The organism is Vibrio sp. S457-15, assembly GCF_000960545.1.
GTDB classification, from domain to species: Bacteria; Pseudomonadota; Gammaproteobacteria; order Enterobacterales; family Vibrionaceae; genus Vibrio; species Vibrio parahaemolyticus.
Genome location: NZ_JYOQ01000042.1, coordinates 98935 through 123129 on the forward strand (window position 1 = coordinate 98935; position 24195 = coordinate 123129).

Below are 24195 nucleotides of genomic sequence, written 5' to 3' on the forward strand. Positions count from 1 at the left end.
TTGCAAAATACCGCCCTCAATTGTGGTAAACCAGACAATTGATCCTTAAGCCTTGCCAAAACGGATTGGAGCAGCCGACACGTTATGTTGTTGATCATCGATAACTACGATTCTTTCACTTATAACCTTTACCAATACTTTTGCGAGCTTGGCGCTCAGGTAAAGGTCGTGCGCAATGACGAAATCGACATTCAAGGTATCGAAGCCCTCAATCCAACCCATTTGGTGATTTCCCCTGGGCCTTGTACGCCAAACGAAGCGGGTATTTCCCTGCAAGCGATAGAGCATTTCGCCGGTAAGCTTCCTATTTTAGGGGTGTGCCTTGGTCATCAAGCCATTGCGCAAGTGTTCGGTGGCGAAGTTGTGCGTGCGAGACAAGTCATGCATGGTAAAACATCGCCTATCCGCCATACGGGTCGCAGTGTGTTTAAAAATCTAAATAACCCACTTACGGTAACCCGCTACCACTCTCTCGTGGTGAAAAACGGCACGTTACCCGATGTGTTTGAATTGACCGCTTGGACTGAACTGCCTGATGGAAGCATGGACGAAATTATGGGATATCAGCACAAAACCCTGCCTATTGATGCTGTGCAGTTTCATCCAGAATCAATCAAAACTGAGCAAGGACATGAGCTGTTAGCCAACTTTCTTGCACGCAGAGCGATCTGATCTCGATCACTTTTCTTAACAAATTGTTCATCTTTTTGACGGTGTAAGTGGAATGCAAAACTATGCGTTTCATGGTTGATGATCTGCTTATGCACGCCATTTTGACTCGTCTAACCCCTGTATTACATAACTTTTGTAAAAATTCACTTCTCTATTTTACTTTCTTGATGCATAAATACTCATAAGTAGTGATTAACGGCAGTTGCGCAGCAATACGAAAAGAATAAATCACTATTGAAATGGTTAATTAAATGTAAATACAATGCCGCAATAGCTTAAATGCAAAACATTATTTGCTGGCAACGATGGCCGGTTAAATTCGCTTATCTGCTACGCATGCGGTATCAAGAAGGAATGTGCAATGACAACGGAAATTAAAGTAGAGCGCGGTTTATTCGATGAGGTGATGGTACCTTGCTATAACCCGATGGAAATGATCCCTGTAAGAGGCAAAGGCTCACGTATTTGGGATCAGGACGATAACGAGTACATCGACTTTGCTGGTGGTATTGCAGTGAGCTGCTTGGGTCATTGTCATCCAGTAATGGTTGATGCGTTGACTGAGCAAGGCAACAAGCTGTGGCATCTAAGTAACGTGATGACTAACGAGCCGGCACTTCGCCTTGCGAAAAAGCTAACTGAAGTGAGCTTTGCTGAGCGCGTATTCTTTGCTAACTCGGGCGCAGAAGCAAACGAAGCGGCACTGAAATTAGCACGCCGTTACGCGGCAGATGTTCATGGCCCTGAAAAATCAGAAATCATCGCATTTAAACAAGGTTTCCACGGTCGTACATTCTTTACTGTGACGGTTGGCGGTCAAGCGGCTTACTCAGACGGTTTTGGTCCTAAGCCAGGCGATGTTACGCACTTACCATACAACGATATCGAAGCACTTCAAGCACACATGTCAGATCGCACATGTGCGGTTATGATGGAGCCGCTACAAGGCGAAGGCGGCATCGTGCCACCAACTCCGGAATTTGCTCAAGCAGTACGTGAACTGTGTGATAAGCACAACGCGCTACTTATCTTTGATGAAGTTCAAACGGGTAACGGACGTACTGGTCATTTCTATGCTTACCAAGGTCTAGGTATCACGCCAGATATTCTAAGCACCGCGAAATCACTGGGTGGTGGTTTCCCTATCGGTGCAATGCTAACAACAGCAAAACTGGCTGAGCATCTGAAAGTGGGCACTCACGGTTCAACATACGGTGGTAACCCATTGGCATGTGCAGTGGCAGAAGCGGTCGTTAACGAAGTGACAAAACCAGAAGTGCTTGCTGGTGTTTTAGAGCGCGAAGCGCTGTTCCGCGCAGGTCTAGAAAAGATCAATGCGAAGTACAACCTATTCTCTGAAGTTCGTGGCAAAGGTCTATTGCTAGGCGCTGCGCTGAATGAAGAGTGGCAAGGCCGTGCACGTGATGTGCTGGTTGCTGCAGGTAAACAAGGTCTATTGGTATTGGTTGCGGGTGCCAATGTCGTGCGTTTCACACCATCACTCGTTATCACACAACAAGAAATTGAAGAAGGCTTGGCGAAACTGGATAAAGCCATCGCGACTTTAGTTTAAGCGCGATATCAGTTTAAACGTCAACGCAGACACCCCCGTCAAGGATCTCTGATGGGGGAATTGTTCCTACAATATAGTTAGGATCTTCTTGCATCTGGAGGGAGTATTGATGCTAGTAGTTCGCCCTATCGCGATGTCGGATTATGACGCGCTGCACACCTGTGCGGTGGAGTCTGGTCACGGATTTACATCTCTACCGGTTAACGAAGAACTGTTAACCAATCGAATCAAACACTCGGAGTACAGCTTTGGTAAGCCCGACGTGACCGAGCCCGGTGACGAAGGCTACCTAATGGTGGGTTTTGACTCTGAATCGGGTGAGGTTGCGGGTACCACCGGAATCGAAGCATCTATTGGCTGGGACGTACCGTTCTACTCATATCACATCAGTAAAGTGGTTCACTCTTCGCCAAAACTCGGCGTAAATAACGTCGTTAAACTACTGACATTTGGCAACAACTACACGGGGAACAGTGAGATTTGTACGCTGTTCCTACGCGAAAAATATCGCCAGGGCCTAAATGGCCGTCTGATGTCTAAGTGCCGCTTTCTTATGATGGCGGAGCACCCGGAGCGTTTCTCTAAAACCATCTTTGCCGAGATGCGTGGCGTCTCTGATGCGAATGGTAATTCTCCATTCTGGCAATGGTTACAAGAGCATTTCTTCTCTATTGATTTCACACTTGCAGATTATCTTACCGGCATCGGCAAGAAAGGCTTTATCGCTGACTTAATGCCAAAGCTGCCAATTTACATCAACCTATTGAGCCCAGAAGCCCAAGCGGTGATTGGTCAAGTGCATGACAACACGCGCCCAGCGCTGAAGCTGCTAGAGCGTGAAGGATTTACCAACCGTGGCTACGTCGACATCTTCGATGGCGGTCCAACGGTTGAGTGTGACTTACGCAATATCGAATCGGTACGTCATTCATTCCGTGCTCAAGTCAAAATCTCAGCGCATACCAGCACTCAAGACTTCTTGATGTGTAACTCGTCATTCGAGAACTTCCGTGCCGCTGCAGCAAAAGCCGCGTACGACGCAGAAACGAAAAGCGTTGTGTTGGCGCCTGAATTAGCTGATGCGCTCTTGGTGAAGGAAGGGGATTTCGTTCGCCTTCTACCGCAGTAACAGACGACAGAATTTAAGGATAGTAACAATGACACATTGGATTGCAGGTGAATGGGTACAAGGTCAGGGTGAAGAGTTTGTGTCTCTGTCGCCGTACAACCAAGAAGTAATTTGGCGCGGTAACGGTGCAACGGCGGAACAAGTAGACCAAGCCGTTGCTGCAGCGCGTGCTGCGTTCGTCGAATGGAAAAAACGTCCATTCGACGAACGCGAAGCAATTGTGTTGGCTTTTGCTGAAAAAGTGAAAGAAAACAGTGAAAAAATTGCCGAAGTTATCGCGAAAGAAACGGGTAAACCAATTTGGGAAACGCGCACAGAAGCGGCTGCAATGGCTGGAAAAATCGCTATTTCTATTCGTGCCTACCATGACCGTACTGGTGAAGCGACTCGCGAAGCTGCGGGCAACCAGATTGTATTGCGACATCGCCCTCTTGGCGTAATGGCGGTGTTTGGGCCATATAACTTCCCTGGTCACTTACCGAATGGCCACATCGTTCCTGCCTTGCTAGCGGGGAACACAGTTGTGTTCAAACCATCTGAGCAAACGCCTTGGACTGGCGAGCTAGCTATGAAATTGTGGGAAGAAGCGGGTTTACCAAAAGGCGTGATCAACCTTGTTCAAGGTGCGAAGGAAACTGGTATTGCGCTGGCTGATGCGAAAGGTATTGATGGCATTCTGTTTACGGGCAGTGCGAACACGGGTCACATTCTGCATCGTCAGTTTGCAGGTCAACCAGGCAAGATGTTAGCGCTAGAAATGGGTGGCAACAACCCGATGGTCATCTCTGATAACTACGGTGATTTGGATGCAACGGTGTACACCATCATCCAATCGGCATTTATCAGTGCTGGTCAACGTTGTACTTGTGCTCGTCGTCTATACGTGCCGTTTGGTGAGAAAGGGGATGCTCTGATCACTAAGCTGGTAGAAGCGACGAAAAACATTCGCATGGATCAACCATTCGCAGAACCTGCGCCATTTATGGGCCCACAAATCTCTGTGGCTGCGGCGAAGTTCATTCTTGATGCGCAAGCAAACCTGCAATCTCTAGGCGGTGAAAGCTTAATTGAAGCGAAAGCAGGAGAGGCGGCGTTTGTTTCTCCTGGCATCATCGATGTGACTAACATTGCTGAGTTGCCAGATGAAGAATACTTCGGACCGCTGCTGCAAGTCGTGCGCTATGAAGGTTTGGATAAAGCCGTAGAGCTGGCGAATGACACGCGCTTTGGCCTGTCGGCTGGTCTTGTATCAACAGACGATCAAGAATGGGAATACTTTGTTGACCACATTCGCGCAGGCATCGTAAACCGCAACCGTCAATTGACGGGCGCAAGTGGTGACGCCCCATTTGGTGGCCCCGGTGCATCAGGCAACCTTCGTCCAAGCGCCTACTACGCGGCGGATTACTGTGCTTACCCTATGGCATCTATGGAAGGGCAGGCGACGGAATTACCTGCGACATTGAGCCCAGGCGTGACGCTTTAAGTTTCAATAACAGGGTCACGACCATGCATCGTGGCCCAATGTGCTGACGCATCATTTAGGTTTGGGTAGTACGCGTTGGCATTACACGGCAAGTGAGCACAGACTCAAAAAGCGTGTTTGACTGACTGACATTTACCGTCACAGGTTGATGGTTGCTCGTTCATTATTCTGGACAGCTTTTGGGCTGTGAACGAGCGACCACACTCTTATCTTAATCCTACATCTCGTAACAAGGAGTCGTTATGACGCCCGATGTGTTATTTGAATCGCTATGGCAAGACTACATCCAACGTCTTTGTCCTTCTGCTGCTAAGGTGCATCAGCTTCTACAAGAAGATGAGGCTCTGATTAATGATCATATTGCTTTACGCACTTTCAATGTTGAACCGCTAGGTATCGAGACATTGGCGAAACCGTTTTTAGCTGCTGGCTATAAAGCGTGTGGGGACTACGTATTTGAGAGCAAAAAACTGGTCGCAAAACACTATGAGCACCCAGATCCGAAGCAGCCTAAAGTCTTCATCAGTGAGCTGAAAGTCGAAGAGTGTTCGTCAGAGCTGCAAGATATTGTGGCGAAACTGGTTGCGCAAGTGGATGCTGAAAAACTGTCGGGCAGTGCATTTCTGCATGGCGGTCGCTTATGGGATCTAAGCTTTGCTGATTACCAAGCGTTGGCTAAAGAGAGCGAGTATGCGTCTTGGCTGGCCGCGCACGGTTATGGTGCTAATCACTTTACGGTGAGTGTGAATCAGCTGAATCAACACGATGAAGTCAAACAGGTTAACGACCATCTTCGTCAAGCAGGGTTTGTGATCAATGAGTCGGGCGGTGAGGTGAAAGGCTCGCCGGAAGTGCTGCTTGAGCAATCGTCGACGATGGCAGACAAAGTGGCAGTGACCTTCGAAGAAGGTTCGGAAATTATCCCAGGTGGCTTTTACGAGTTTGCTAAACGTTACCCAATGGAGAATGGCGAGTTGTATCCAGGATTTGTTGCAGCATCAGCAGACAAAATTTTTGAAAGCACTAATGGTTAAACGTACTAATGGCTAAACGCCATGGAATACCTCGGGCTAACGTTGTTGTTTGTTAGCCTCTTGCAACCTAGGGTTTGACTGAGTTGCAAGGTAAATAAAAAGCCACCAATGTCGCCATTGGTAGCTTTTATAATTTTGTTCGTGTCACTCTAAATTGAGATTAACGAGTACCGTAAACAACGATAGTTTTACCGTGCGCAGAGATTAGGTTCTGCTCTTCTAGCATCTTCAAGATACGACCTACTGTCTCACGAGAACAGCCAACGATTTGACCGATTTCTTGACGAGTGATCTTGATTTGCATGCCGTCTGGGTGAGTCATCGCATCTGGTTGTTTAGCAAGGTTCAGAAGCGTCTGAGCGATACGACCAGTTACGTCTAGGAACGCTAGGTCACCCACTTTTTGGCTAGTTACTTGAAGACGACGAGCCATCTGCGCAGAAAGACGCATTAGGATGTCTGGGTTTACTTGGATAAGCTGACGGAACTTCTTGAAAGAAATTTCAGCAACTTCACAAGGAGATTTAGCGCGAACCCAAGCTGTACGCTCTTGGTCTTCTTCGAATAGACCAAGTTCACCAATAAAGTCACCTTGGTTTAGGTAAGAAAGAATCATTTCCTTACCTTCTTCGTCCTTGATAAGAACCGCAACAGAGCCTTTAACGATGTAGTACAACGTTTCAGCTTTTTCACCTGCGTGAATTAGCGTGCTCTTTGATGGGTACTTATGAATATGACAGTGTGAAAGAAACCACTCTAATGTTGGGTCGGTTTGAGGTTTACCTAGAACCATAATATCTCACTTCCTCTGCAGGGTACGCTTGCGCTATCCATATTTTAGCTAAGCCTGAATTAGGCTTACTAGAATAAGAGCACTTTTTATATGCTGCAAGCTCTCTTGTGTTTCGGTAAGAAATAGTATCCTTTTTCGAAAACGATTTCTTGATTTTAATCGTGCCATGATTGAGATTTTGTAAGCAAAACTGTGCACATGATCACGGTATGAAAAGTAAACATCTAGCCCGCTACGTTTTTAGCCAATTTTTCCTGTTTCAATCAGCTGTTGTAGGATAGGCCTAACTATGAGCTCCATTGCAAAGCTCATTTTGCCGCCTGGCACAACAATAGTGTTGTGGCGCGACATAAATGAGCCATCAATCATGGCCAGCAGATATGGGAAGTCGACATTCTTAATGCCACGCAGACGAATCACAACAAAACTTTCATCTAAACTCGGAATACCTTTGGCGTTAAGCGGGTTGGAGGTATCGACGGTTGGGACGCGTTGAAAGTTGATGTGAGTACGAGAAAACTGCGGAGTGATGTAATTGAGGTAATCGTCCATTGAGCGCACGATTGAGTCCATCACCGCTTCACGCGAATGGCCGCGATCGCGAGTGTCGCGCACGAATTTTTGGATCCACTCTAAGTTCACAATTGGCACCATGCCAATCAAGAAGTCCACATGCTGAGCAACATTAACATCGCCATCAACCACACCACCATGCAGCCCTTCATAAAACAGCACGTCGCTGTTTTCAGGTAAGTCTTGCCACGGTGTAAATGTGCCTGGCATTTGATTGTAGGGAACCGCTTCGTCAAACGTATGCAGATAACGGCGCACGCTGCCAGTGCCGTCATGACCGAACTTACGGAAAAACTCTTCTAATCCCGGGAAGTCATTCGCTTGCGGACCAAAGTAACTGATATGTCGGCCTTGCTCGCGGGCTTTGCGAATTTCGATGTCCATTTCAGGGCGAGTAAAGCGATGGAAGCTGTCTCCTTCCACCCATGCCGGCCTGATGTTCATCATATTGAACATCTTGCGGAATGCTTCAGACGTCGTGGTTGTGCCGGCACCGGATGAACCAGTAACCGCAATGATTGGGTGTTTAGCTGACATGACAAACCTTGTCGAAAATTACGTACCTGTAAAGTGCAGCAGCGAACCGCTGCACGGTCGATAACCCACTATAGCATGTAACAACGACTTGTCATCGAGTGGGATACGGTAAAAATGTGAACGTGCTAAAACTTTGCTTTGAGTTGAATATCAACCGTTTCATGCAGTTCTGAGAACACGATGACGGCTTCACCTTTTTCTAGTTGCGTCTTCACTTGATCTATTTTGTTTTGCAGTGAAATTTCAACCGCGCCATAGTCGGTGCCTTCGCGTAGCACGAACTCACGAATTAGATTGTCCAGTGTTTCTGGCGCGATGCCTTGCCAAGGAATGATCATAAATACCTCAAACTTTTATGATGAAAGGCTAGTTTACTGTGTTCGCGGTTTGGATACAGCTGAAAGGTACTCTGCCGCGACACTTTCGTAGTACGCGGGTAGGGCTTCCTCCAACCAGAACTTTGGTTTTAATGCCGTACCAGTCAGAAAGCCAACGTGTCCGCCGTGCTCAAACAGACGGTAATCAATGTTATCTGGCAGAACAAATTTGGGGATCACCTCATCGGTCATGAACGGGTCGTCTTTGGCGTGGATGATCAAAGTTGGCAAGGTGATCTGCTGTAACTTGCTCAATCCTGAGCATTGATCGTAATAATCTTGTGCATCCTTAAAACCATGCAGAGGTGCAGTGATCAAGTCATCAAATTCGTACAGACGAGTGACGCGCTTGATGGAGTTGTACGACAGCGCCAATTCGCCATGCAGTAAATGATGTTTTTGTAGAGCATTCCGTTTGAGCGAAGAGAGTAGGTAACGGCGATACACTTTGGAAAAGCCCTGCTCAATTCGATTGGCACAAGCCGCCAAATCCAGTGGTGCAGAGACGATGGTGGCCGCTTTTAAAATCGGGTCATCTTTATATTGTGCTAAGTAGTTCGCCAGCATATTGCCACCAAGGGAGATGCCGACGGCGACTTTTGGATTGTTTGGAAAGCGCAGATGAAGGTGTTCCAAAAAGAAGCGAGCGTCCGTTACTTCTCCTGAATGGTATGCGCGAGCTTTTTTGTTCGGTTTGCCGCTACAGCCACGAAAATGCATCATCACCGATAACCAACCAGATTTCGCAAACGCATTCATCAGGCCGTTTGCATACGGGCTGTAGAAGCATCCTTCCAAGCCATGAAACAGAACGAAGATGGGTTTGTTCTGCGCAGGTTCTTTGGTAGGATCTTCACTCCAAGCGAGATCGAGGAAGTCGTCATCGTCGGTATCCAGCGTCTGCCAAATAGGCGTAAACAGCGCTTTTTTACGAATAAAGCGCGGTAAAAGGGTCTGAAGGTGCGGGTTCTTGATCCCGGCGGCTGCGAAAAATTGTGTCATACCTAACTGCTCTTATATGGTCCTTCATGTCAGTTGAAGAACTTATTAATATAATCCTTTATAAAGATTATAGGTATTCTACAGCGTTATGAGTGTTTTGGTGGGTGAATGTTTGGCACAGGGATAGCAAAGGCTTGCTGCAAATGCTCCCCACCAAGCTGACGACAGTATCTGAGCGTGAGTGGATCGCCATCGTTTTTAATCAGTGTAAGTGAGTTAATACAGTCGACCAAATCGGCTTGTTGTTGCTTTTCGAGTTGCAGTTCAAACTGCAGGCTTTCTCGATACAACGCATCGTTCACTTGGGACTTTAGATGACGTCTCAGGTCGCGAAAAGAGTGCAGCAGCGTTTCACTGCGGCCAAGACAGCTTTGAACTAAATGCCAATCTTTCTCTTGGAAGATAAGCTGCTGCTCGTCGAGCCAACGGAGCAGCAGTAATAGATTCACGTTACCGTGGTAATTGTTTTGCAATGATAAACACGCTTCTTTTACTTCTCGCACGCCATAAAACTGCAGGCTGAACTGCCAAAGGTGTTCTAGGGTAAGAGTGTATTCCGCGTGTTTGTTTGTCATTGGTTAAACTCTAGCTCCATCTGCTCCAGTTCTTCCTGAGCAGACATCCATTCCATTTCCACTTCTTCAAGTTCTGATTTGCTCGAAGCTTGAAGGGCCAGTACTTCATTTAGTTTAGCTTTATTTTCGGCTTCATACAGTGAGTTATCCGCCAATTGTTCTTCAGCCTCTGCCAGTGCTACACCTAACTTATCCATTTTATTTTCTAATTGTGTCAGGGTTTTGCGAATTGGCGCCGTCAGTTTACGAAATTCCGCTTCGCGACGTTTTTGCTCTTTCTTCGCAGCGGCACTGTTTGCGGTATCTTTAACTGGTTGCGACGCTTGTGCTTCTTTTCGCTCGGCTTTTTGTTGTTCAGTCAGCCACTTGTAGTAGTCGTTTAGGTCACCATCGAATGGCGCAACTTGGCGATCATGTACTAAGTACAAGTCATCGGTGGTTGCGCGCAGTAAGTAGCGGTCGTGTGAAACAATCACCATCGCACCTTCGAACGTTTGCAGAGCCATGGTTAACGCTTGGCGCATGTCTAAGTCTAGGTGGTTGGTTGGTTCGTCGAGTAGCAATAGGTTTGGTTTTTGCCACACGATCAACGCCAGCACCAAGCGTGCCTTTTCACCACCAGAGAACGGTGCGACTTTTTCTAGCGCTTTGTCGCCTTGGAAACCAAAACTACCTAGGTAATCGCGCAGTTGCTGCTCTGTTTGATCCGGTGCGATCTGCATCATGTGCTGCAGTGGTGTTTCTTCTGGGTGCAACGTTTCCAACTGGTGCTGAGCAAAGTAGCCGATCTTTACGCCTTGCGAATAGGTGAGATCGCCGCCTTGCGCTTTAAGTTCACCTGAAAGCAGTTTGATTAAGGTCGATTTACCTGCGCCGTTGCGGCCAAGCAAACCAATACGGCTGCCCGGTACTAAGTTCAGACGAATCTTTTCTAAAATTAGGTTGTCGCCGTAACCTGCCGATACGTCGTCCATCATCATGATTGGATTTGGCAGCGCAGCTGGTTGACGGAATTCAAAGCTGAATGGGTTATCGAACTGCGCGGGCAAGACTTTTTCCATGCGTTCTAGCGCTTTGATTCGGCTTTGCGCTTGGCGCGCTTTCGACGCTTTGTAGCGGAAGCGGTCGATGTAGCTTTGCATGTGCGACATTTGTTTTTGTTGCTTCTCGAACATCGCTTGTTGCAGCATCATTTTTTGCGCACGTTGATTTTCGAATGACGAGTAGTTGCCCGTGTATTCGTTCAGCTGTTGGTTTTCGATATGGATGATGCGACCAACGATCGGATCTAGGAAATCTCGGTCGTGCGAGATCAAAATCAATGTGCCAGGGTAGTTTTGCAGCCAGCGTTCTAGCCACATTACGGCGTCCAAATCCAAGTGGTTGGTTGGTTCGTCGAGCAGTAGTAGATCGGAACGACACAATAGTGCTTGAGCCAAGTTAAGGCGCATACGCCAACCACCAGAGAACTGAGTTAAGTTCCAGCTCATCTGTTCTTGGCTAAAGCCAAGGCCGTCAAGCAATTCTGCCGCACGGGCACGGATGCTATAACCGCCAATGGTTTCGATCTTGCCGTGAATTTCTGCCACCAGCGTACCGTTGTCTTTTTCTTCGGCAACCGCTAGCTGTTGCTCAAGACCACGGTATTCGCGATCACCATCAATGACGTATTCCAGTGCGCTGCGTTCTAAAGCAGGTGTTTCCTGCGCTACCCACGCCAATTCCCAATGCTGAGGTTGGCTGAACGAGCCCGCGTCAATCGACAGTTCATCTTTCAGTAGAGCAAATAAGGTCGATTTACCACAGCCGTTTTTGCCAACCAGACCCACTTTGTCACCTGGGTGAATGGTTGCCGATGCTTGGTCTAAAAGAGGTTTACCGCCACGCAGTAACTGAATATCAGAGAAGGTAATCATAGGGTTTTTGTTCACTTTGCGCAGCGCGCGTTTCTTGGTCGTTGATCTCGCGATGAATAGTAGGGCTATTGACGGGAAAAGTCGATCACTGAGCTTTAATTGCATTATGCTATACAAAAAAGTATAACAATTTGATAACGGATAAAAATCACCACAAGGACGACCATTTGGCTGTAGCAGCGTCTATTCTCCCAAGAGTTCTGGTCATTTATGCTCACCCAGAGCCGCACAACTCCATTGCCAATCAAGTGATGATAAAGCGAGTGCAATCACTTGAGCACGTGACGGTGCACGATCTTTATGGCGCTTATCCTGATTTCTTTATCGATGTGAATCACGAACATGATCTACTGATGAATCATGATGTCATTGTCTTTCATCATCCTCTTTATATGTATTCATGTCCGGCGTTGTTGAAAGAGTGGTTAGACCGAGTACTCGGCAAGGGTTTTGCGTTTGGCGACGGTTCTGCACTGGAAGGCAAATATTGGCGCAGTGTGATTACCACGGGTGGTAAAGAAGAAGCCTTCAGTGCTAGGGGGTATAACAAGTATCCGTTAGAGCAGATTCTGCAACCGTTCGAGTTGACGGCGGCACTATGTCAGATGCATTGGATGGAGCCGCTGGTGTTGTATTGGTCACGCAATGTTTCTGATATTGAACGCTATGAACACGCGGAGCTGTATCGTCGATGGCTGAGTAATCCTCTTGATGAGTGGGAAGCGTTGCACCAAGGAGGTCAGCATGGCGATAACCAGTGAGTTTCTACAAAGCAGTGTCGTGTTTCTGTCGGCGGCGGTGATTGCTGTTCCTTTGGCGCAGCGATTTGGCTTAGGTTCGGTGCTTGGCTATTTGTTGGCAGGAGTATTGATTGGCCCTTGGGGATTACGCCTGATTAGCGATGTCGATGCGATTCTGCATTTTGCCGAGCTCGGGGTTGTGTTGCTGCTGTTCTTAATTGGCTTGGAATTGAACCCGAAAAAATTATGGCAAATGCGAGGGCCGATTTTAGGTCTTGGCGGCGCGCAAGTTGTAGTGACGACGGCGGTTATTGGTAGCATTGTCAGTTTGTTTGGCTTGAGCATGCAGGTGAGTTTGGTCATCGGCATGGGGCTCGCCCTTTCCTCTACGGCCATTGCACTCAAAGTGATTGAAGAGCAAGGCCTCAATGGCACCGAAACGGGCCAGTCTGGTTTTGCTGTGCTGCTTTTTCAAGATATCGCCGTCATACCGATGTTGGCTATGTTACCGCTTTTAGCTGGTGAACAGAATGTAGGCAGTTGGTTCGATGCTTTTACCGTTTTAGGCAGTGTCGTAGCCTTGTTGATTGGTGGTCACTTTTTATTGCGCCCTCTGTTTCGTTTTGTCGTGATGAGTGGGGTTCGCGAGTTATTTACCGTGGCTTCACTCTTGGTGGTGCTAGGCATTTCGGTGGTGATGCAAAAACTGGGCTTGTCCATGGCGCTAGGAACTTTCTTAGCTGGAGTGCTGCTGGCCGAAAGTGAATATCGCCATGAGCTAGAAATCGCTATCGAGCCGTTTAAAGGTTTGCTTCTTGGTCTGTTTTTTATCGCGGTTGGCATGGCGGTAAACTTGGGCTTACTGGCGTTGCATCCTCTTGAAATTCTTGGTGCGGTGGTGGCTTTGGTTGTGGTGAAAGGTTTGGTGTTGTACGCCCTAGCCAGAGCGGGTCGAGTGCGAGAAAAAGCACGTAGCCGTATGGCCGCCATCTTGAGCCAAGGTGGTGAGTTTGCTTTTGTGATTTTCACCGCGGCAAGCCAAGAAGGCATTTTATCCAAAGAACAAGTGGCGTTTTTGTTGGTTGTGGTGAGTCTATCGATGGTGACCACGCCACTCTTGTTGATGGGACAAAAGAAGTGGTTCGCTCATACGCTTAATCAGGAAGAAGAGAGCGTCACCAGTCACGTGGTTGATCGTCGTCCTCGCGTCATCATTGCGGGTTTTGGTCGTTTTGGGCAAATCGTTGGGCGCTTAATGTACGCCAATAAAATCAAAGTTACGGTATTGGAAAGTGACGCCAGCCAAATTCACTTACTGCGTAAGTACGGTTACAAAGTTTTTTATGGCGATGCCACGCAAATCGATTTGTTGCGCGCCGCTGGCGCAGACAAAGCGGAAGCGTTAGTGATTTGTACAGACTCGCCGGATGAAGTGATGGCGATTGTCGATATCTGCCGTACGCATTTTCCGAATCTCAAATTGCTCGCTCGTGCTCGAAGCCGAGTGGAAGCCTATCAGTTGATGAGCCATGGTGTGCAAAACTATTCGCGTGAGACTTTTTTAGGCGCACTGGATCTTGGTCGTCAAACTCTGGTTGAGTTAGGCATGCACCCATATCAAGCAAAGCGGGCAGAAGCACATTTTCGTAAGCTCGATAATGCTATGCTTAAAGACTTGCTGCCTCAGCATAATGAAGATAAGAAGCTCGCCCAAAGAGCCAAAGAAGCTCGTAAAGAGCTAGAAGAAATTTTTGGTCGTGAGATGGAAAGCGATCACCAGTCGCCTAATCATTGGAAGTAGTACCCGCAGACCTAAGCGGGAAAAGGAACAAAAGTGAAAGCCAAGAAACGTTTTATCGCGGGGGCAACTTGCCCACAGTGCAGCCAGCAAGATACCCTACGCTGGTGGATAGAAAACAATATTGAGTTAGTCGAGTGCGTTGAGTGTGACTACACCGAGCAGCGTAAACCGCAATCTGTAGAGAAAAATAAACACTCCGCGCAGGAAATGATTGGGATTTTTAAGCCTGAGTAATTGAACTTCGATAATTGATCCCCATAATACTACCATCGCAGTACTTAACCCCATTCTGGTTAAGTCAATTAATCTCTCTGGAGTTAGTATGAAAATTGAAAAGAACGTTGTTGCAAGCCTTGCATACAAAGTAATGATGGAAGACGGTGTAGTAGTTGACCAATCAACTGCAGACGCGCCTCTAGATTACCTTCACGGTCACAACAACCTAATCACAGGTCTTGAAAAAGAGCTTGAAGGTAAAGTGGCTGGCGACAAGTTCTCAGTAACTGTAGCTCCTGAAGATGCATACGGTGAGCACAACGACGCTCTAGTTCAGCGCGTTCCTGCTGACGTATTCCAAGGTGTTGAACAAATCGAAGTTGGCATGCGTTTCCTAGCAGACACTGACCAAGGTCCAATCCCTGTAGAAGTGACTGAAGTAGACGGCGACGAAGTGGTTGTTGATGGTAACCACATGCTAGCAGGTCAAACGCTAACATTCGAAGTTGAAGTAATGGCAACTCGTGAAGCAACAGCAGAAGAGATCGAACACGGTCACATTCACCAAGCTGGTGGTTGTTGTGGTGGTCATGACCACGATCACGATCATGAAGGCGGCTGCTGTGGCGGCGAAGAGAAAGGCGACGACCACGAATGTTGTGGCGGCGGCGGTTGCGGTTCTCACTAATCGCATGCTCTTCACTAGATAAACGCATCTAGTAAAGCTTTAAAAAAGCGCAAGTTGAGGTTTCAACTTGCGCTTTTTGTTTATCTGCGGTGTAGTGCAAATCATACAAGGAATAACAGTTGGACAAAGCGATGACGAAACCGTTCTCAATTGCCATTCACGGCGGAGCAGGCACCATTTTGCGTGAACAAATGAGTGATGAACTTCAGCAATCCATCTTGGCAGACTTAGAAGCAGCGGTAAAAGCAGGACACCAAATCCTCGAACAAGGTGGAGAAGCGCTTGATGCGGTGGTCGCTGCGGTAAAAGTATTGGAAGACTCTCCCAACTTTAATGCGGGTAAAGGCTCGGTTCTTACTCACAACGAAATGGTAGAAATGGATGCCTCTGTGATGGATGGTCGCAACCTTGCCGCAGGTGCTGTCGCGGGCGTTAGACACATTAAAAACCCGATCGAGTTGGCTCGGGATGTGATGCTTCGCAGCAACCATGTGTTGTTGGTTGGTGAAGGCGCTGAGAAGTTTGCTTTTGAACAAGGCCATCAATACACCGAACAAGATTACTTCTTCACAGATCGCCGTTATGAACAGCTGCTCTCAATGCGTGAGAAAGGTTTGTTTGCGTTATCTGAGTCTCGTTACCCGGATGATCGTAAACACGGCACCGTAGGCGCAGTGGCGTTAGACCAGCAAGGCAACTTAGCTGCGGCGACCAGTACGGGTGGGGTAACCAATAAGCAATATGGTCGTGTTGGAGATTCTGCACTGATAGGTTGTGGCACGGTGGCTGAGAATGGCGTGGTGGCAGTTTCAACTACGGGGGTTGGTGAGTTCTTTATTCGTAAACGTGTTGCGGAAGATGTAGCAGCACGCATGCGCTATTTGCAAGAGGACGTACATACCGCGTGTGAAGCCATTATTCAGGGAGATCTCAAAACCATGGGCGGAGAAGGTGGCCTGATTGCCATTGATGCGAATGGGGAGTTGCATTTCGCTATGAACAGTACGGGGATGTATCGTGCGGGTATCAATACTCGTGGTGAGTTGTGTGTGAAAATCTACGCTAACGACTAACCGTTCGATCATTTCACGATGAGCCACCGTGCAATTACAACAAAGCCCAGCATAAGTCTGGGCTTTGTTTTGTCTTTCGCGTATTGATCAGTAATGCGGCGGCGGTGGCTCGTTGGCTGGATCTTCCATATTCGAAGAATCCATATTTTTCACTTTGCCTACTACGTACTTCATTTGATCTTGCATCTTCGTGATCTGCAATTGTTGTTGTGACAATGCACTGTTCAGATCTTCGATTGTTTGCTCTTGGAACGCCACCTGACACTCTAAGTCGTTGATGCGTGCTTCCAATTGCTCAATGAGTTTTTCTGTCATGACCCGTTCTCTAGTTGCCAAGCTTGGGCGATGCCCGCCGATGTGGCAGTAATTACACGTTGCTTAGAATCAAAGGCAGCATCATACACGACCGCGCGAGGAGGGCGAGTATCTTTTTTCGGCTCGACTTCAAATCCGTCAATGCGCTTTCCGCTCTGCGTATCCCAAATCGAGACGCGGCCTGAAGGTGTTCCCGTTACCAGTCGAGAGCCATCATCAGAAAAACGCGCGGTAGAGAAAATCAGCTGGCGTGACCAACTGCTGAGTTGCGAAACCTTTTGCCCCGTTTCTAAATTCCAAATGATCGCTTGATTGCCACCGTCTGACGTCATGGCGAGTTTGCCATCTCGTTGCAGTGCCACGCGCACAACACGTTGTTCATGTTCAAAAGTTCGTAATACCTGACCAGATTCAGTATCCCAGAGGTAAGCTTTGTAGTCGTTACCGCCTGTTAATGCGAATCGACCATTAGGAGAGATGGCGACAGAGTTGACTTTTTCTCGGTGAGCGAGGAACTCCAAGCGACGACCGGTGACTAAGTTGACGTAAATGGCTTTACCGTTTGAGAGCCCAAGTAGCACTTGTTCACCGTTGCTGGTGATGTCGATGTCGCGAATTAATGCGTCAGAAATGGACCACAGCCCTTGTGCTTGCGTCCAGCCAAGGTCCCAAACGGCAAAGTTCATTTGACCTGCGGTTACAGCAAAACGGCCGTTGTCTGAAATACGAATATGAGATACCGCGTTGCCATCGGCATCAAGCTCTCCGAGCGTTGCGAGTTTTTTGTTTTGCTCTAGGTCCCATAAAACCAAGTGGTGTTCTTCAGAGTAGAGCAGGGCAAATCGACCATCTCGGCTGAGTCCAAAGCTCGTTGAGCCCTGTGGTTCGAGTGGCCAACGTTGAACTTCATGCTCGGTAAAAAAGCAACCATTTAACGTGGTGATGACAATTAAATATAGGAATAAATGAGAAATTCTTTGCATCACATCTAATAATCCGGTTTGTGTCTTAAGACATATAGCTAGTATATTGGTATAACGATTGTCTTCACCAGTCTCATATAAGATTTGTGCACAATAACCAATGGCGAAGCCATTATTGGGAGAATTTAATGAAATCAGTTTTAAAAGTGTCGCTACTTGCTGCAACAGTAATGCTAGCGGTAGGTTGTCAGAAAGAAGAAACAAAACCAGAAGCAGCACCTCAAGCAGAACAAGTTCAAGCAGAAACAGGTAAAGCGGTTCACTTTAAAACCGACGACGACAAAGCGGCATACGCAATCGGTGTTTCATTTGCTAACTACCTAAGCACTAGCATCGAAAAACCAAGCGAAATCGGTATCAACCTAAACAAAGACCTTGTTCTTAAAGGTATCGAAGATGTCTTTAAAGGCAACGCAGAGCTAAACGAAGAAGAAACACGTGCTGCTCTAGAGTCTCTAGACAAGCGTGTTGCTGAGAAGATGCAAGCACAAGCAGCAGAAAAAGCAGCGGCAGCGAAAAAAGCTGGCGATGATTTCCGTGCGGAATTCGAAAAGCAAGAAGGCGTAGTGAAAACAGACACCGGTCTTCTATACCAAGTAATCACACCTGCTGAAGGCGAGAAGCCAAAAGACACTGACACTGTACAAGTACACTACAAAGGTACGTTGATTGACGGTACTCAGTTCGACAGCTCTTACGATCGTGGTGAGCCAGCAACGTTCCCTCTAAACCGTGTTATCCCAGGTTGGACAGAAGGTGTTCAGCTAATGCCAGTGGGTTCTAAATTCAAATTTGTTATCCCGCCAGAGCTTGCATACGGGGACCAAGACACACCAAGCATTCCAGCAAACTCAACACTTGTATTTGAAGTTGAGCTACTAAAAGTTGAGAATGACAAAGCTGAGCAATAAGAACGAGCTGAGCTAAGTTATTGAAAAAGGTCCGTTTAACGGGCCTTTTTTGTTCTAGGTCACTAGTTGGTGAGTTTGCTAGGTTGCGTTTCAAATTTTCTGATAAACTTACACCAATTTGTTGATTTTTCGCTCGAAGGCTTATGACAACTACAGAAACAATAAATGCGGAGATGTTGCTCGAAATGGAATCGGTTAACGTGATGCCATTTACTGAGCACGACAAAATCATCTTGAGATCTTACGAAGCGGTAGTGGACGGTATCGCGAGCCTGATCGGTCCGTTTTGTGAAATCGTTCTTCACTCTCTGGAAGACTTAAATACCTCTGCAATCAAAATCGCCAATGGCGAAAACACCGGCCGCCAAGTAGGTTCGCCTATTACTGACTTAGCGCTAAAAATGCTGAAAGACATTGAAGGCTCTGAGCGTAATTTCTCACGTTCTTACTTCACACGAGCTAAAGGCGGCGTACTAATGAAGTCAATCACTGTTGCGATCCGCAACGGTGAAAATCGCGTAATTGGTTTGCTGTGTATCAACGTCAACCTTGATGCGCCATTCTCGCAAGTGTTGCAATCTTTCATGCCAACGCAAGAAGCGAAAGAAGCCGCTTCTTCGGTGAACTTCGCGAGTGACGTAGAAGAGCTGGTGGACCAAACCGTTGAACGCACGATTGAAGAAATCAATGCGGATAAATCGGTATCGAACAACACTAAGAATCGTCAGATCGTGATGGAGTTGTACGACAAAGGCATCTTCGACATCAAAGACGCCATCAACCGTGTTGCCGATCGTCTTAACATTTCAAAACACACCGTGTACTTATACATTCGTCAACGTAAAACCGAGGACGAATAAGCGTGGGTGGATTAACTTACACGCTGGTGGTAAATGGCTCTGTTTACGGCAGCCAATCGGCACGCAGCGCATACCAATTCGCACAAGCAGTCATTGAACAAGGGCATACTCTGGTGAGTGTGTTCTTTTATCAAGATGGTGTGACCAACGGTACAGCGTTAAGTGTGCCAGCTAATGATGAGTTTGATTTGACTAAAGCATGGCAAGGTCTCGCTAAAGAACATGATGTGCGTTTGGAAACGTGTGTCGCTGCAGCGCTGCGTCGTGGCATCATTAGTGAGGATGAAGCCACTCAACATGGTTTAACACAAAACAATCTTGCAGAAGGTTTTGTACAAGCGGGTTTGGGCAGTCTAGCCGAAGCGATGTTAACCCAAGACAGAGTGGTACAGTTTTGAGTCAGTTAACTTATCTATTTCGAAGCGCACCGCATGGCAGCGCAGCTGGTCGCGAAGGCGTTGATGCGCTTTTAGCGGCTTCCGCGTATTGCGAAGATATCACCGTGATCTTTATTGGAGATGGCGTGTATCAGCTTCTATTGGGGCAAGAGCCTAGCGATATCCTAAGCAAAGATTACGCGCCGATGCTCAAGTTATTCGACCTATACGACATCGAACAGGTGTTTGTGTGTTCAGAATCATTAGCGCAACGAGGATTGGCTCAAGCCGATCTCGTTATAGATGCTCAAGCACTCAGCCTTGAGCAAGTAAAAGAAAAACTGCAGCAAGCTGGCAAGTTACTGTCATTCTGAGGACGCTATGTTACACATCATCAAAACCGTTTCAGCCTTAGAAGATGCATTCGCATTGTATAGCGAACAAGATGCTGCCTTGCTGATTGAAGATGCCGTCTACGCCGCAAATCCACAGCACAAGGCGTTTAGCCAAATAAAACACGCCGCTGTGTTCGCATTAAAAAGCGATATTCAAGCGCGTGGAATGGCAAATCGTATCAGTCCATCAGTGACTGTCGTAGACTACGTTGGCTTTGTCGAATTGACGGCAAAACACGATAAATCTCTCACCTGGGATTAATACACCTTTCCTGTCGATAAAGCTTTACGGATGAATTGCTCTAATTGAACAAAAAAGATCCGTATATTTCTTGACACACCTCTCACTGCTGCATAGAATTTTGCGTCCCTAACTGCCAATGGTAGCTAGGGATAGATTTTTCACAAAGCTTACTTTCAAGTAAATCAGGAGCTAGTTAATGGCAACTATTAACCAGTTGGTACGTAAGCCACGTGCAAAGCAAGTTGTTAAAAGCAACGTGCCTGCACTAGAAGCGTGCCCACAAAAACGTGGTGTATGTACTCGTGTTTACACTACTACACCTAAAAAACCTAACTCAGCACTTCGTAAAGTTTGTCGTGTACGTCTGACAAACGGCTTCGAAGTTACTTCGTACATCGGCGGTGAAGGTCACAACCTTCAAGAGCACTCAGTTGTTCTAATCCGTGGTGGTCGTGTTAAAGACCTTCCAGGTGTGCGTTACCACACTGTTCGCGGCGCACTAGACTGTGCTGGCGTAAATGACCGTAAACAAGGTCGTTCTAAGTACGGTGTGAAGCGTCCTAAGTCTTAATGGATTCCGTTAAGTAAGGCCAAACACTAAATTATTTTTAATTTTTTGAAAAAACTGAAAAGTTTTGGATAAAACCTGAAGAAGACAACGGAGATAAATCCATGCCACGTCGTCGCGTCATTGGTCAGCGTAAGATCCTTCCAGATCCAAAATTCAAATCTGAATTGCTGGCAAAATTCGTTAACATCCTAATGGTTGACGGTAAAAAATCTACTGCAGAGAAAATCGTTTACACTGCACTAGATTCTATGGCTGAAAAGTCTGGTAAAGACCACTTAGCTATTTTTGAAGAAGCTCTTGAAAACGTTCGCCCAGCGGTAGAGGTTAAATCTCGCCGTGTTGGTGGTTCAACTTACCAAGTTCCTGTAGAAGTACGTCCGGTTCGCCGTAACGCACTTGCTATGCGTTGGTTGGTTGAAGCTGCGCGTAAGCGTGGTGAAAAATCTATGGCTCAACGCCTAGCTGCTGAAATGCTAGACGCGTCTGAGAACAAAGGTACTGCTGTTAAGAAACGTGAAGACGTTCACCGTATGGCAGAAGCGAACAAAGCGTTTGCACATTACCGTTGGTAATACCTTTTCAGTGCTGCAAGGTTCCTTGCAGCACTTCTTTAGTTCCTATGCCTATGCTAGGAACTATTGCTATATCTAGGGGATAGCATTTTTTAGCTATAGCAATAGTCCCTATCTCTAAGTTAAGAGGATTCAATCGTGGCTCGCAAAACTCCTATTGAGCACTACCGTAATATCGGTATCTGTGCTCACGTAGATGCAGGTAAAACAACCACTACTGAACGTATTCTGTTCTACACTGGTCTGTCTCATAAAATCGGTGAAGTTCACGATGGTGCAGCAACCATGGACTGGATGGAGCAGGAGCAGGAACGTGGTATCACTATCACATCCGCTGCGACGACTACTTTCTGGCGTGGTATGGAAGCACAGTTCCCTGAGCATCGCGTAAACATCATTGATACTCCAGGACACGTTGACTTTACGATCGAAGTAGAGCGTTCTCTTCGTGTACTTGATGGTGCAGTGGTTGTGTTCTGTGGCTCGTCTGGTGTTGAACCTCAGTCTGAAACAGTATGGCGTCAAGCTGACAAATACCACGTTCCTCGCATGGTGTTTGTAAACAAGATGGACCGTGCAGGTGCAGACTTCCTACGCGTTGTGGATCAAATTAAAAACCGTCTTGGTGCGAACCCTGTTCCAATCCAACTAAACGTTGGTGCTGAAGAGGACTTCCGTGGTGTTATCGACCTTATCAAGATGAAGATGATCAACTGGAATGATGCCGACCAAGGCATGTCGTTCACTTACGAAGACATTCCAGCAGACATGATCGAGCTTGCTGAAGAGTGGCGCAATCACATGATTGAGTCAGCAGCAGAAGCAAGTGAAGAGCTAATGGACAAGTACCTTGAAGAAGGTGAATTGACCGAAGCTGAGATCAAACAAGCTCTACGTACTCGCACACTAAACAACGAAATCGTACTGGCTACTTGTGGTAGTGCGTTCAAAAACAAAGGTGTTCAAGCGGTACTGGATGCAGTAATCGAATTTTTGCCATCGCCATCTGACGTACCTGCAATTAAAGGTGTTGACGAGAAAGATAACGAAATTGAGCGTCACGCAGACGACAATGAACCGTTCTCAGCACTGGCGTTCAAGATCGCGACAGACCCATTCGTGGGTACGCTCACTTTCATGCGTGTTTATTCTGGTGTTGTTAACTCAGGTGACGCGGTTTACAACTCTGTAAAAGAGAAGAAAGAGCGTTTTGGTCGTATCGTTCAGATGCATGCAAACAAGCGTGAAGAAATCAAAGAAGTTCGCGCTGGTGATATTGCTGCTGCTATCGGTCTGAAAGATGTAACGACAGGTGACACACTGTGTGACCAGAACCACAAAGTGATTCTGGAGCGCATGGAATTCCCTGAACCAGTTATTCAGATCGCTGTAGAACCTCGTTCTAAAGCAGACCAAGAGAAAATGGGTATCGCGCTAGGTAAACTGGCTGCGGAAGATCCATCATTCCGCGTAGAAACGGACGACGAAACAGGTCAGACTCTGATCTCTGGTATGGGTGAACTTCACCTAGATATCATCGTTGATCGTATGAAGCGTGAATTCAGCGTTGATTGTAACGTTGGTAAACCTCAGGTTGCTTACCGTGAAACCATTCGTGGTAAAGCGGAAGTGGAAGGTAAGTTCGTTCGTCAATCTGGCGGTCGCGGTCAATACGGTCACGTATGGGTCAAACTTGAGCCTTCAGAACCTGGTGAAGGTTTCGTATTCGTAGACGAAATCGTGGGCGGTGTGATTCCTAAGGAATACATTAGTTCGGTAGCGAAAGGTATCGAAGAGCAAATGAATAGTGGTGTTCTAGCGGGTTACCCTGTCCTAGATATTAAAGCTACACTATTTGATGGCTCTTACCACGATGTAGACTCAAGCGAGATGGCGTTTAAGATCGCTGGCTCGATGGCATTCAAGAAAGGTGCACTAGAAGCACAACCTGTGATTCTAGAACCAATGATGAATGTCGAAGTAACCACTCCGGAAGATTGGATGGGTGACGTTGTTGGTGACCTAAACCGTCGTCGCGGTATGATCGAAGGTATGGATGAAGGTGTGGCTGGTCTTAAGATCATCCGTGCTCAAGTTCCACTATCTGAGATGTTTGGTTACGCAACTGACCTACGTTCTGCAACTCAAGGCCGTGCGTCTTACTCTATGGAGTTTAACGAGTACGCTGAAGTGCCGAAAAACTTCGCAGATAAAATTATTGCAGAGCGTGGTTACTAATTGACGATTGAACTACAAAAAGTTTACGACTTTTTGCGAGATCAAGCCGTCCAAATATTGCGCTAACGGGCGTTGGCGCATAAAATAACAATTTCTGGCGCGTCGTAGATCAATAATGATCACGGCGAATCATAACTAGGAAGGAACACGATCGTGTCTAAAGAAAAATTTGAACGTACGAAACCGCACGTTAACGTTGGTACTATCGGCCACGTTGACCACGGTAAAACAACTCTAACTGCTGCTATCTGTACTACTCTAGCTAAAGTGTACGGCGGTGAAGCGAAAGACTTCGCATCTATCGATAACGCTCCAGAAGAGCGTGAGCGCGGTATCACAATCGCAACTTCTCACGTAGAGTACGACACTCCAAGCCGTCACTACGCGCACGTTGACTGTCCAGGACACGCTGACTACGTTAAAAACATGATCACTGGTGCTGCACAGATGGACGGTGGTATCCTAGTTGTTGCTGCGACAGATGGCCCAATGCCACAAACTCGTGAGCACATCCTACTAGGCCGTCAGGTTGGTATCCCATACA

The 24195-nt window shown here is 47.1% G+C and carries 27 protein-coding genes; 19 read left to right on the plus strand and 8 right to left on the minus strand.

From position 1 onward, the window contains the following. Window positions 1-84: 84 nt before the first annotated feature. The 5 genes from UF05_RS05925 to UF05_RS05945 all read left to right on the plus strand — a co-directional run bounded on the left by UF05_RS05925 (window position 85) and on the right by UF05_RS05945 (window position 5894). Window positions 85-672, plus strand: coding sequence for an aminodeoxychorismate/anthranilate synthase component II (locus tag UF05_RS05925; protein WP_005458124.1), 588 nt, complete (start codon window positions 85-87; stop codon window positions 670-672). Window positions 673-1033: 361 nt separating this feature from the next. Further along, window positions 1034-2245, plus strand: a complete 1212-nt coding sequence (locus UF05_RS05930; protein ID WP_005458126.1) for an aspartate aminotransferase family protein — start codon at window positions 1034-1036, stop codon at window positions 2243-2245. A 109-nt stretch (window positions 2246-2354) separates the two neighbouring features. Further along, window positions 2355-3374 (plus strand): arginine N-succinyltransferase, encoded by a 1020-nt coding sequence (gene astA / locus UF05_RS05935; RefSeq protein ID WP_005480046.1) that lies wholly within the window; start codon window positions 2355-2357, stop codon window positions 3372-3374. Between the two features lie 28 nt (window positions 3375-3402). Continuing rightward, window positions 3403-4860 carry a succinylglutamate-semialdehyde dehydrogenase gene (gene astD, locus UF05_RS05940; protein ID WP_045545940.1) on the plus strand — a complete coding sequence of 486 codons (1458 nt, stop codon included), beginning with the start codon at window positions 3403-3405 and terminating at the stop codon, window positions 4858-4860. Between the two features lie 242 nt (window positions 4861-5102). Next, window positions 5103-5894, plus strand: a complete 792-nt coding sequence (locus UF05_RS05945) for a DUF1338 domain-containing protein (protein ID WP_045545941.1) — start codon at window positions 5103-5105, stop codon at window positions 5892-5894. A 160-nt stretch (window positions 5895-6054) separates the two neighbouring features. Here UF05_RS05945 and crp read toward each other — a convergent pair whose 3' ends face one another. From crp to UF05_RS05975, 6 genes are all read right to left on the minus strand, one after another. Continuing rightward, window positions 6055-6687 carry a cAMP-activated global transcriptional regulator CRP gene (gene crp, locus UF05_RS05950; protein ID WP_005381432.1) on the minus strand — a complete coding sequence of 211 codons (633 nt, stop codon included), beginning with the start codon at window positions 6685-6687 and terminating at the stop codon, window positions 6055-6057. Between the two features lie 240 nt (window positions 6688-6927). Further along, window positions 6928-7797, minus strand: coding sequence for a phosphoribulokinase (locus tag UF05_RS05955; protein ID WP_005458134.1), 870 nt, complete (start codon window positions 7795-7797; stop codon window positions 6928-6930). A 125-nt stretch (window positions 7798-7922) separates the two neighbouring features. Further along, entirely contained in the window at window positions 7923-8135 is a 213-nt protein-coding gene (locus UF05_RS05960; RefSeq protein ID WP_045545942.1) for a YheU family protein, read from the minus strand. 33 nt (window positions 8136-8168) lie between these two features. Continuing rightward, a complete protein-coding gene (locus UF05_RS05965; RefSeq protein WP_029851511.1) occupies window positions 8169-9176 on the minus strand; it encodes a hydrolase in 1008 nt (335 codons plus the stop codon). A gap of 86 nt (window positions 9177-9262) precedes the next feature. Next, complete coding sequence (locus UF05_RS05970) at window positions 9263-9751, minus strand: TIGR02444 family protein (protein ID WP_005458139.1); 489 nt, start codon at window positions 9749-9751, stop codon at window positions 9263-9265. Continuing rightward, window positions 9748-11667: an ABC transporter ATP-binding protein gene (locus UF05_RS05975; protein ID WP_021449774.1), complete on the minus strand. Its 1920-nt coding sequence runs from the start codon at window positions 11665-11667 to the stop codon at window positions 9748-9750. The genes UF05_RS05970 and UF05_RS05975 overlap by 4 nt, the downstream gene beginning before the upstream one ends. A 167-nt stretch (window positions 11668-11834) precedes the next feature. Here UF05_RS05975 and kefG point away from each other — a divergent pair, with 167 nt between their 5' ends. The 5 genes from kefG to UF05_RS06000 all read left to right on the plus strand — a co-directional run bounded on the left by kefG (window position 11835) and on the right by UF05_RS06000 (window position 16185). After that, window positions 11835-12428: a glutathione-regulated potassium-efflux system ancillary protein KefG gene (gene kefG, locus UF05_RS05980; protein ID WP_015297407.1), complete on the plus strand. Its 594-nt coding sequence runs from the start codon at window positions 11835-11837 to the stop codon at window positions 12426-12428. Then, on the plus strand, window positions 12412-14208 hold the full coding sequence (kefB, locus tag UF05_RS05985) for a glutathione-regulated potassium-efflux system protein KefB (RefSeq protein ID WP_005464769.1): 1797 nt from the start codon (window positions 12412-12414) through the stop codon (window positions 14206-14208). The genes kefG and kefB overlap by 17 nt, the downstream gene beginning before the upstream one ends. A 33-nt stretch (window positions 14209-14241) precedes the next feature. Then, on the plus strand, window positions 14242-14442 hold the full coding sequence (locus UF05_RS05990; RefSeq protein ID WP_005464767.1) for a YheV family putative zinc ribbon protein: 201 nt from the start codon (window positions 14242-14244) through the stop codon (window positions 14440-14442). Window positions 14443-14530: 88 nt separating this feature from the next. After that, on the plus strand, window positions 14531-15112 hold the full coding sequence (gene slyD, locus UF05_RS05995; RefSeq protein WP_005485547.1) for a peptidylprolyl isomerase: 582 nt from the start codon (window positions 14531-14533) through the stop codon (window positions 15110-15112). 131 nt (window positions 15113-15243) lie between these two features. Further along, window positions 15244-16185, plus strand: coding sequence for an isoaspartyl peptidase/L-asparaginase family protein (locus UF05_RS06000; RefSeq protein WP_005496537.1), 942 nt, complete (start codon window positions 15244-15246; stop codon window positions 16183-16185). Between the two features lie 87 nt (window positions 16186-16272). Here UF05_RS06000 and UF05_RS06005 read toward each other — a convergent pair whose 3' ends face one another. Both UF05_RS06005 and UF05_RS06010 read right to left on the minus strand, forming a co-directional pair. After that, window positions 16273-16500, minus strand: coding sequence for a SlyX family protein (locus UF05_RS06005; RefSeq protein WP_005458294.1), 228 nt, complete (start codon window positions 16498-16500; stop codon window positions 16273-16275). Beyond that, a complete protein-coding gene (locus UF05_RS06010) occupies window positions 16497-17483 on the minus strand; it encodes a WD40 repeat domain-containing protein (protein WP_017449506.1) in 987 nt (328 codons plus the stop codon). The genes UF05_RS06005 and UF05_RS06010 overlap by 4 nt, the downstream gene beginning before the upstream one ends. 128 nt (window positions 17484-17611) lie before the next feature. Here UF05_RS06010 and fkpA point away from each other — a divergent pair, with 128 nt between their 5' ends. The 9 genes from fkpA to UF05_RS06055 all read left to right on the plus strand — a co-directional run. Beyond that, entirely contained in the window at window positions 17612-18394 is a 783-nt protein-coding gene (fkpA, locus tag UF05_RS06015) for an FKBP-type peptidyl-prolyl cis-trans isomerase (RefSeq protein WP_005458290.1), read from the plus strand. Window positions 18395-18537: 143 nt separating this feature from the next. Beyond that, complete coding sequence (locus UF05_RS06020; protein WP_005438378.1) at window positions 18538-19254, plus strand: helix-turn-helix transcriptional regulator; 717 nt, start codon at window positions 18538-18540, stop codon at window positions 19252-19254. A gap of 2 nt (window positions 19255-19256) precedes the next feature. Beyond that, entirely contained in the window at window positions 19257-19652 is a 396-nt protein-coding gene (gene tusD / locus UF05_RS06025; protein ID WP_005458288.1) for a sulfurtransferase complex subunit TusD, read from the plus strand. Next, window positions 19649-20005: a sulfurtransferase complex subunit TusC gene (gene tusC, locus UF05_RS06030; RefSeq protein WP_020839770.1), complete on the plus strand. Its 357-nt coding sequence runs from the start codon at window positions 19649-19651 to the stop codon at window positions 20003-20005. The genes tusD and tusC overlap by 4 nt, the downstream gene beginning before the upstream one ends. A 7-nt stretch (window positions 20006-20012) precedes the next feature. Further along, the gene (tusB, locus tag UF05_RS06035) at window positions 20013-20288 is read left to right on the plus strand and encodes a sulfurtransferase complex subunit TusB (protein WP_020839769.1); all 276 of its coding nucleotides are present in this window, start codon (window positions 20013-20015) and stop codon (window positions 20286-20288) included. A gap of 178 nt (window positions 20289-20466) precedes the next feature. Continuing rightward, entirely contained in the window at window positions 20467-20841 is a 375-nt protein-coding gene (rpsL, locus tag UF05_RS06040; RefSeq protein WP_004399892.1) for a 30S ribosomal protein S12, read from the plus strand. A gap of 101 nt (window positions 20842-20942) precedes the next feature. After that, window positions 20943-21413 (plus strand): 30S ribosomal protein S7, encoded by a 471-nt coding sequence (rpsG, locus tag UF05_RS06045; protein ID WP_005488949.1) that lies wholly within the window; start codon window positions 20943-20945, stop codon window positions 21411-21413. A 138-nt stretch (window positions 21414-21551) separates the two neighbouring features. Next, entirely contained in the window at window positions 21552-23651 is a 2100-nt protein-coding gene (fusA, locus tag UF05_RS06050) for an elongation factor G (RefSeq protein WP_005496543.1), read from the plus strand. A gap of 153 nt (window positions 23652-23804) precedes the next feature. Further along, window positions 23805-24195 (plus strand): GTP-binding protein (locus tag UF05_RS06055; RefSeq protein WP_043852344.1); only part of this gene is annotated, 391 nt, incomplete at its 3' end.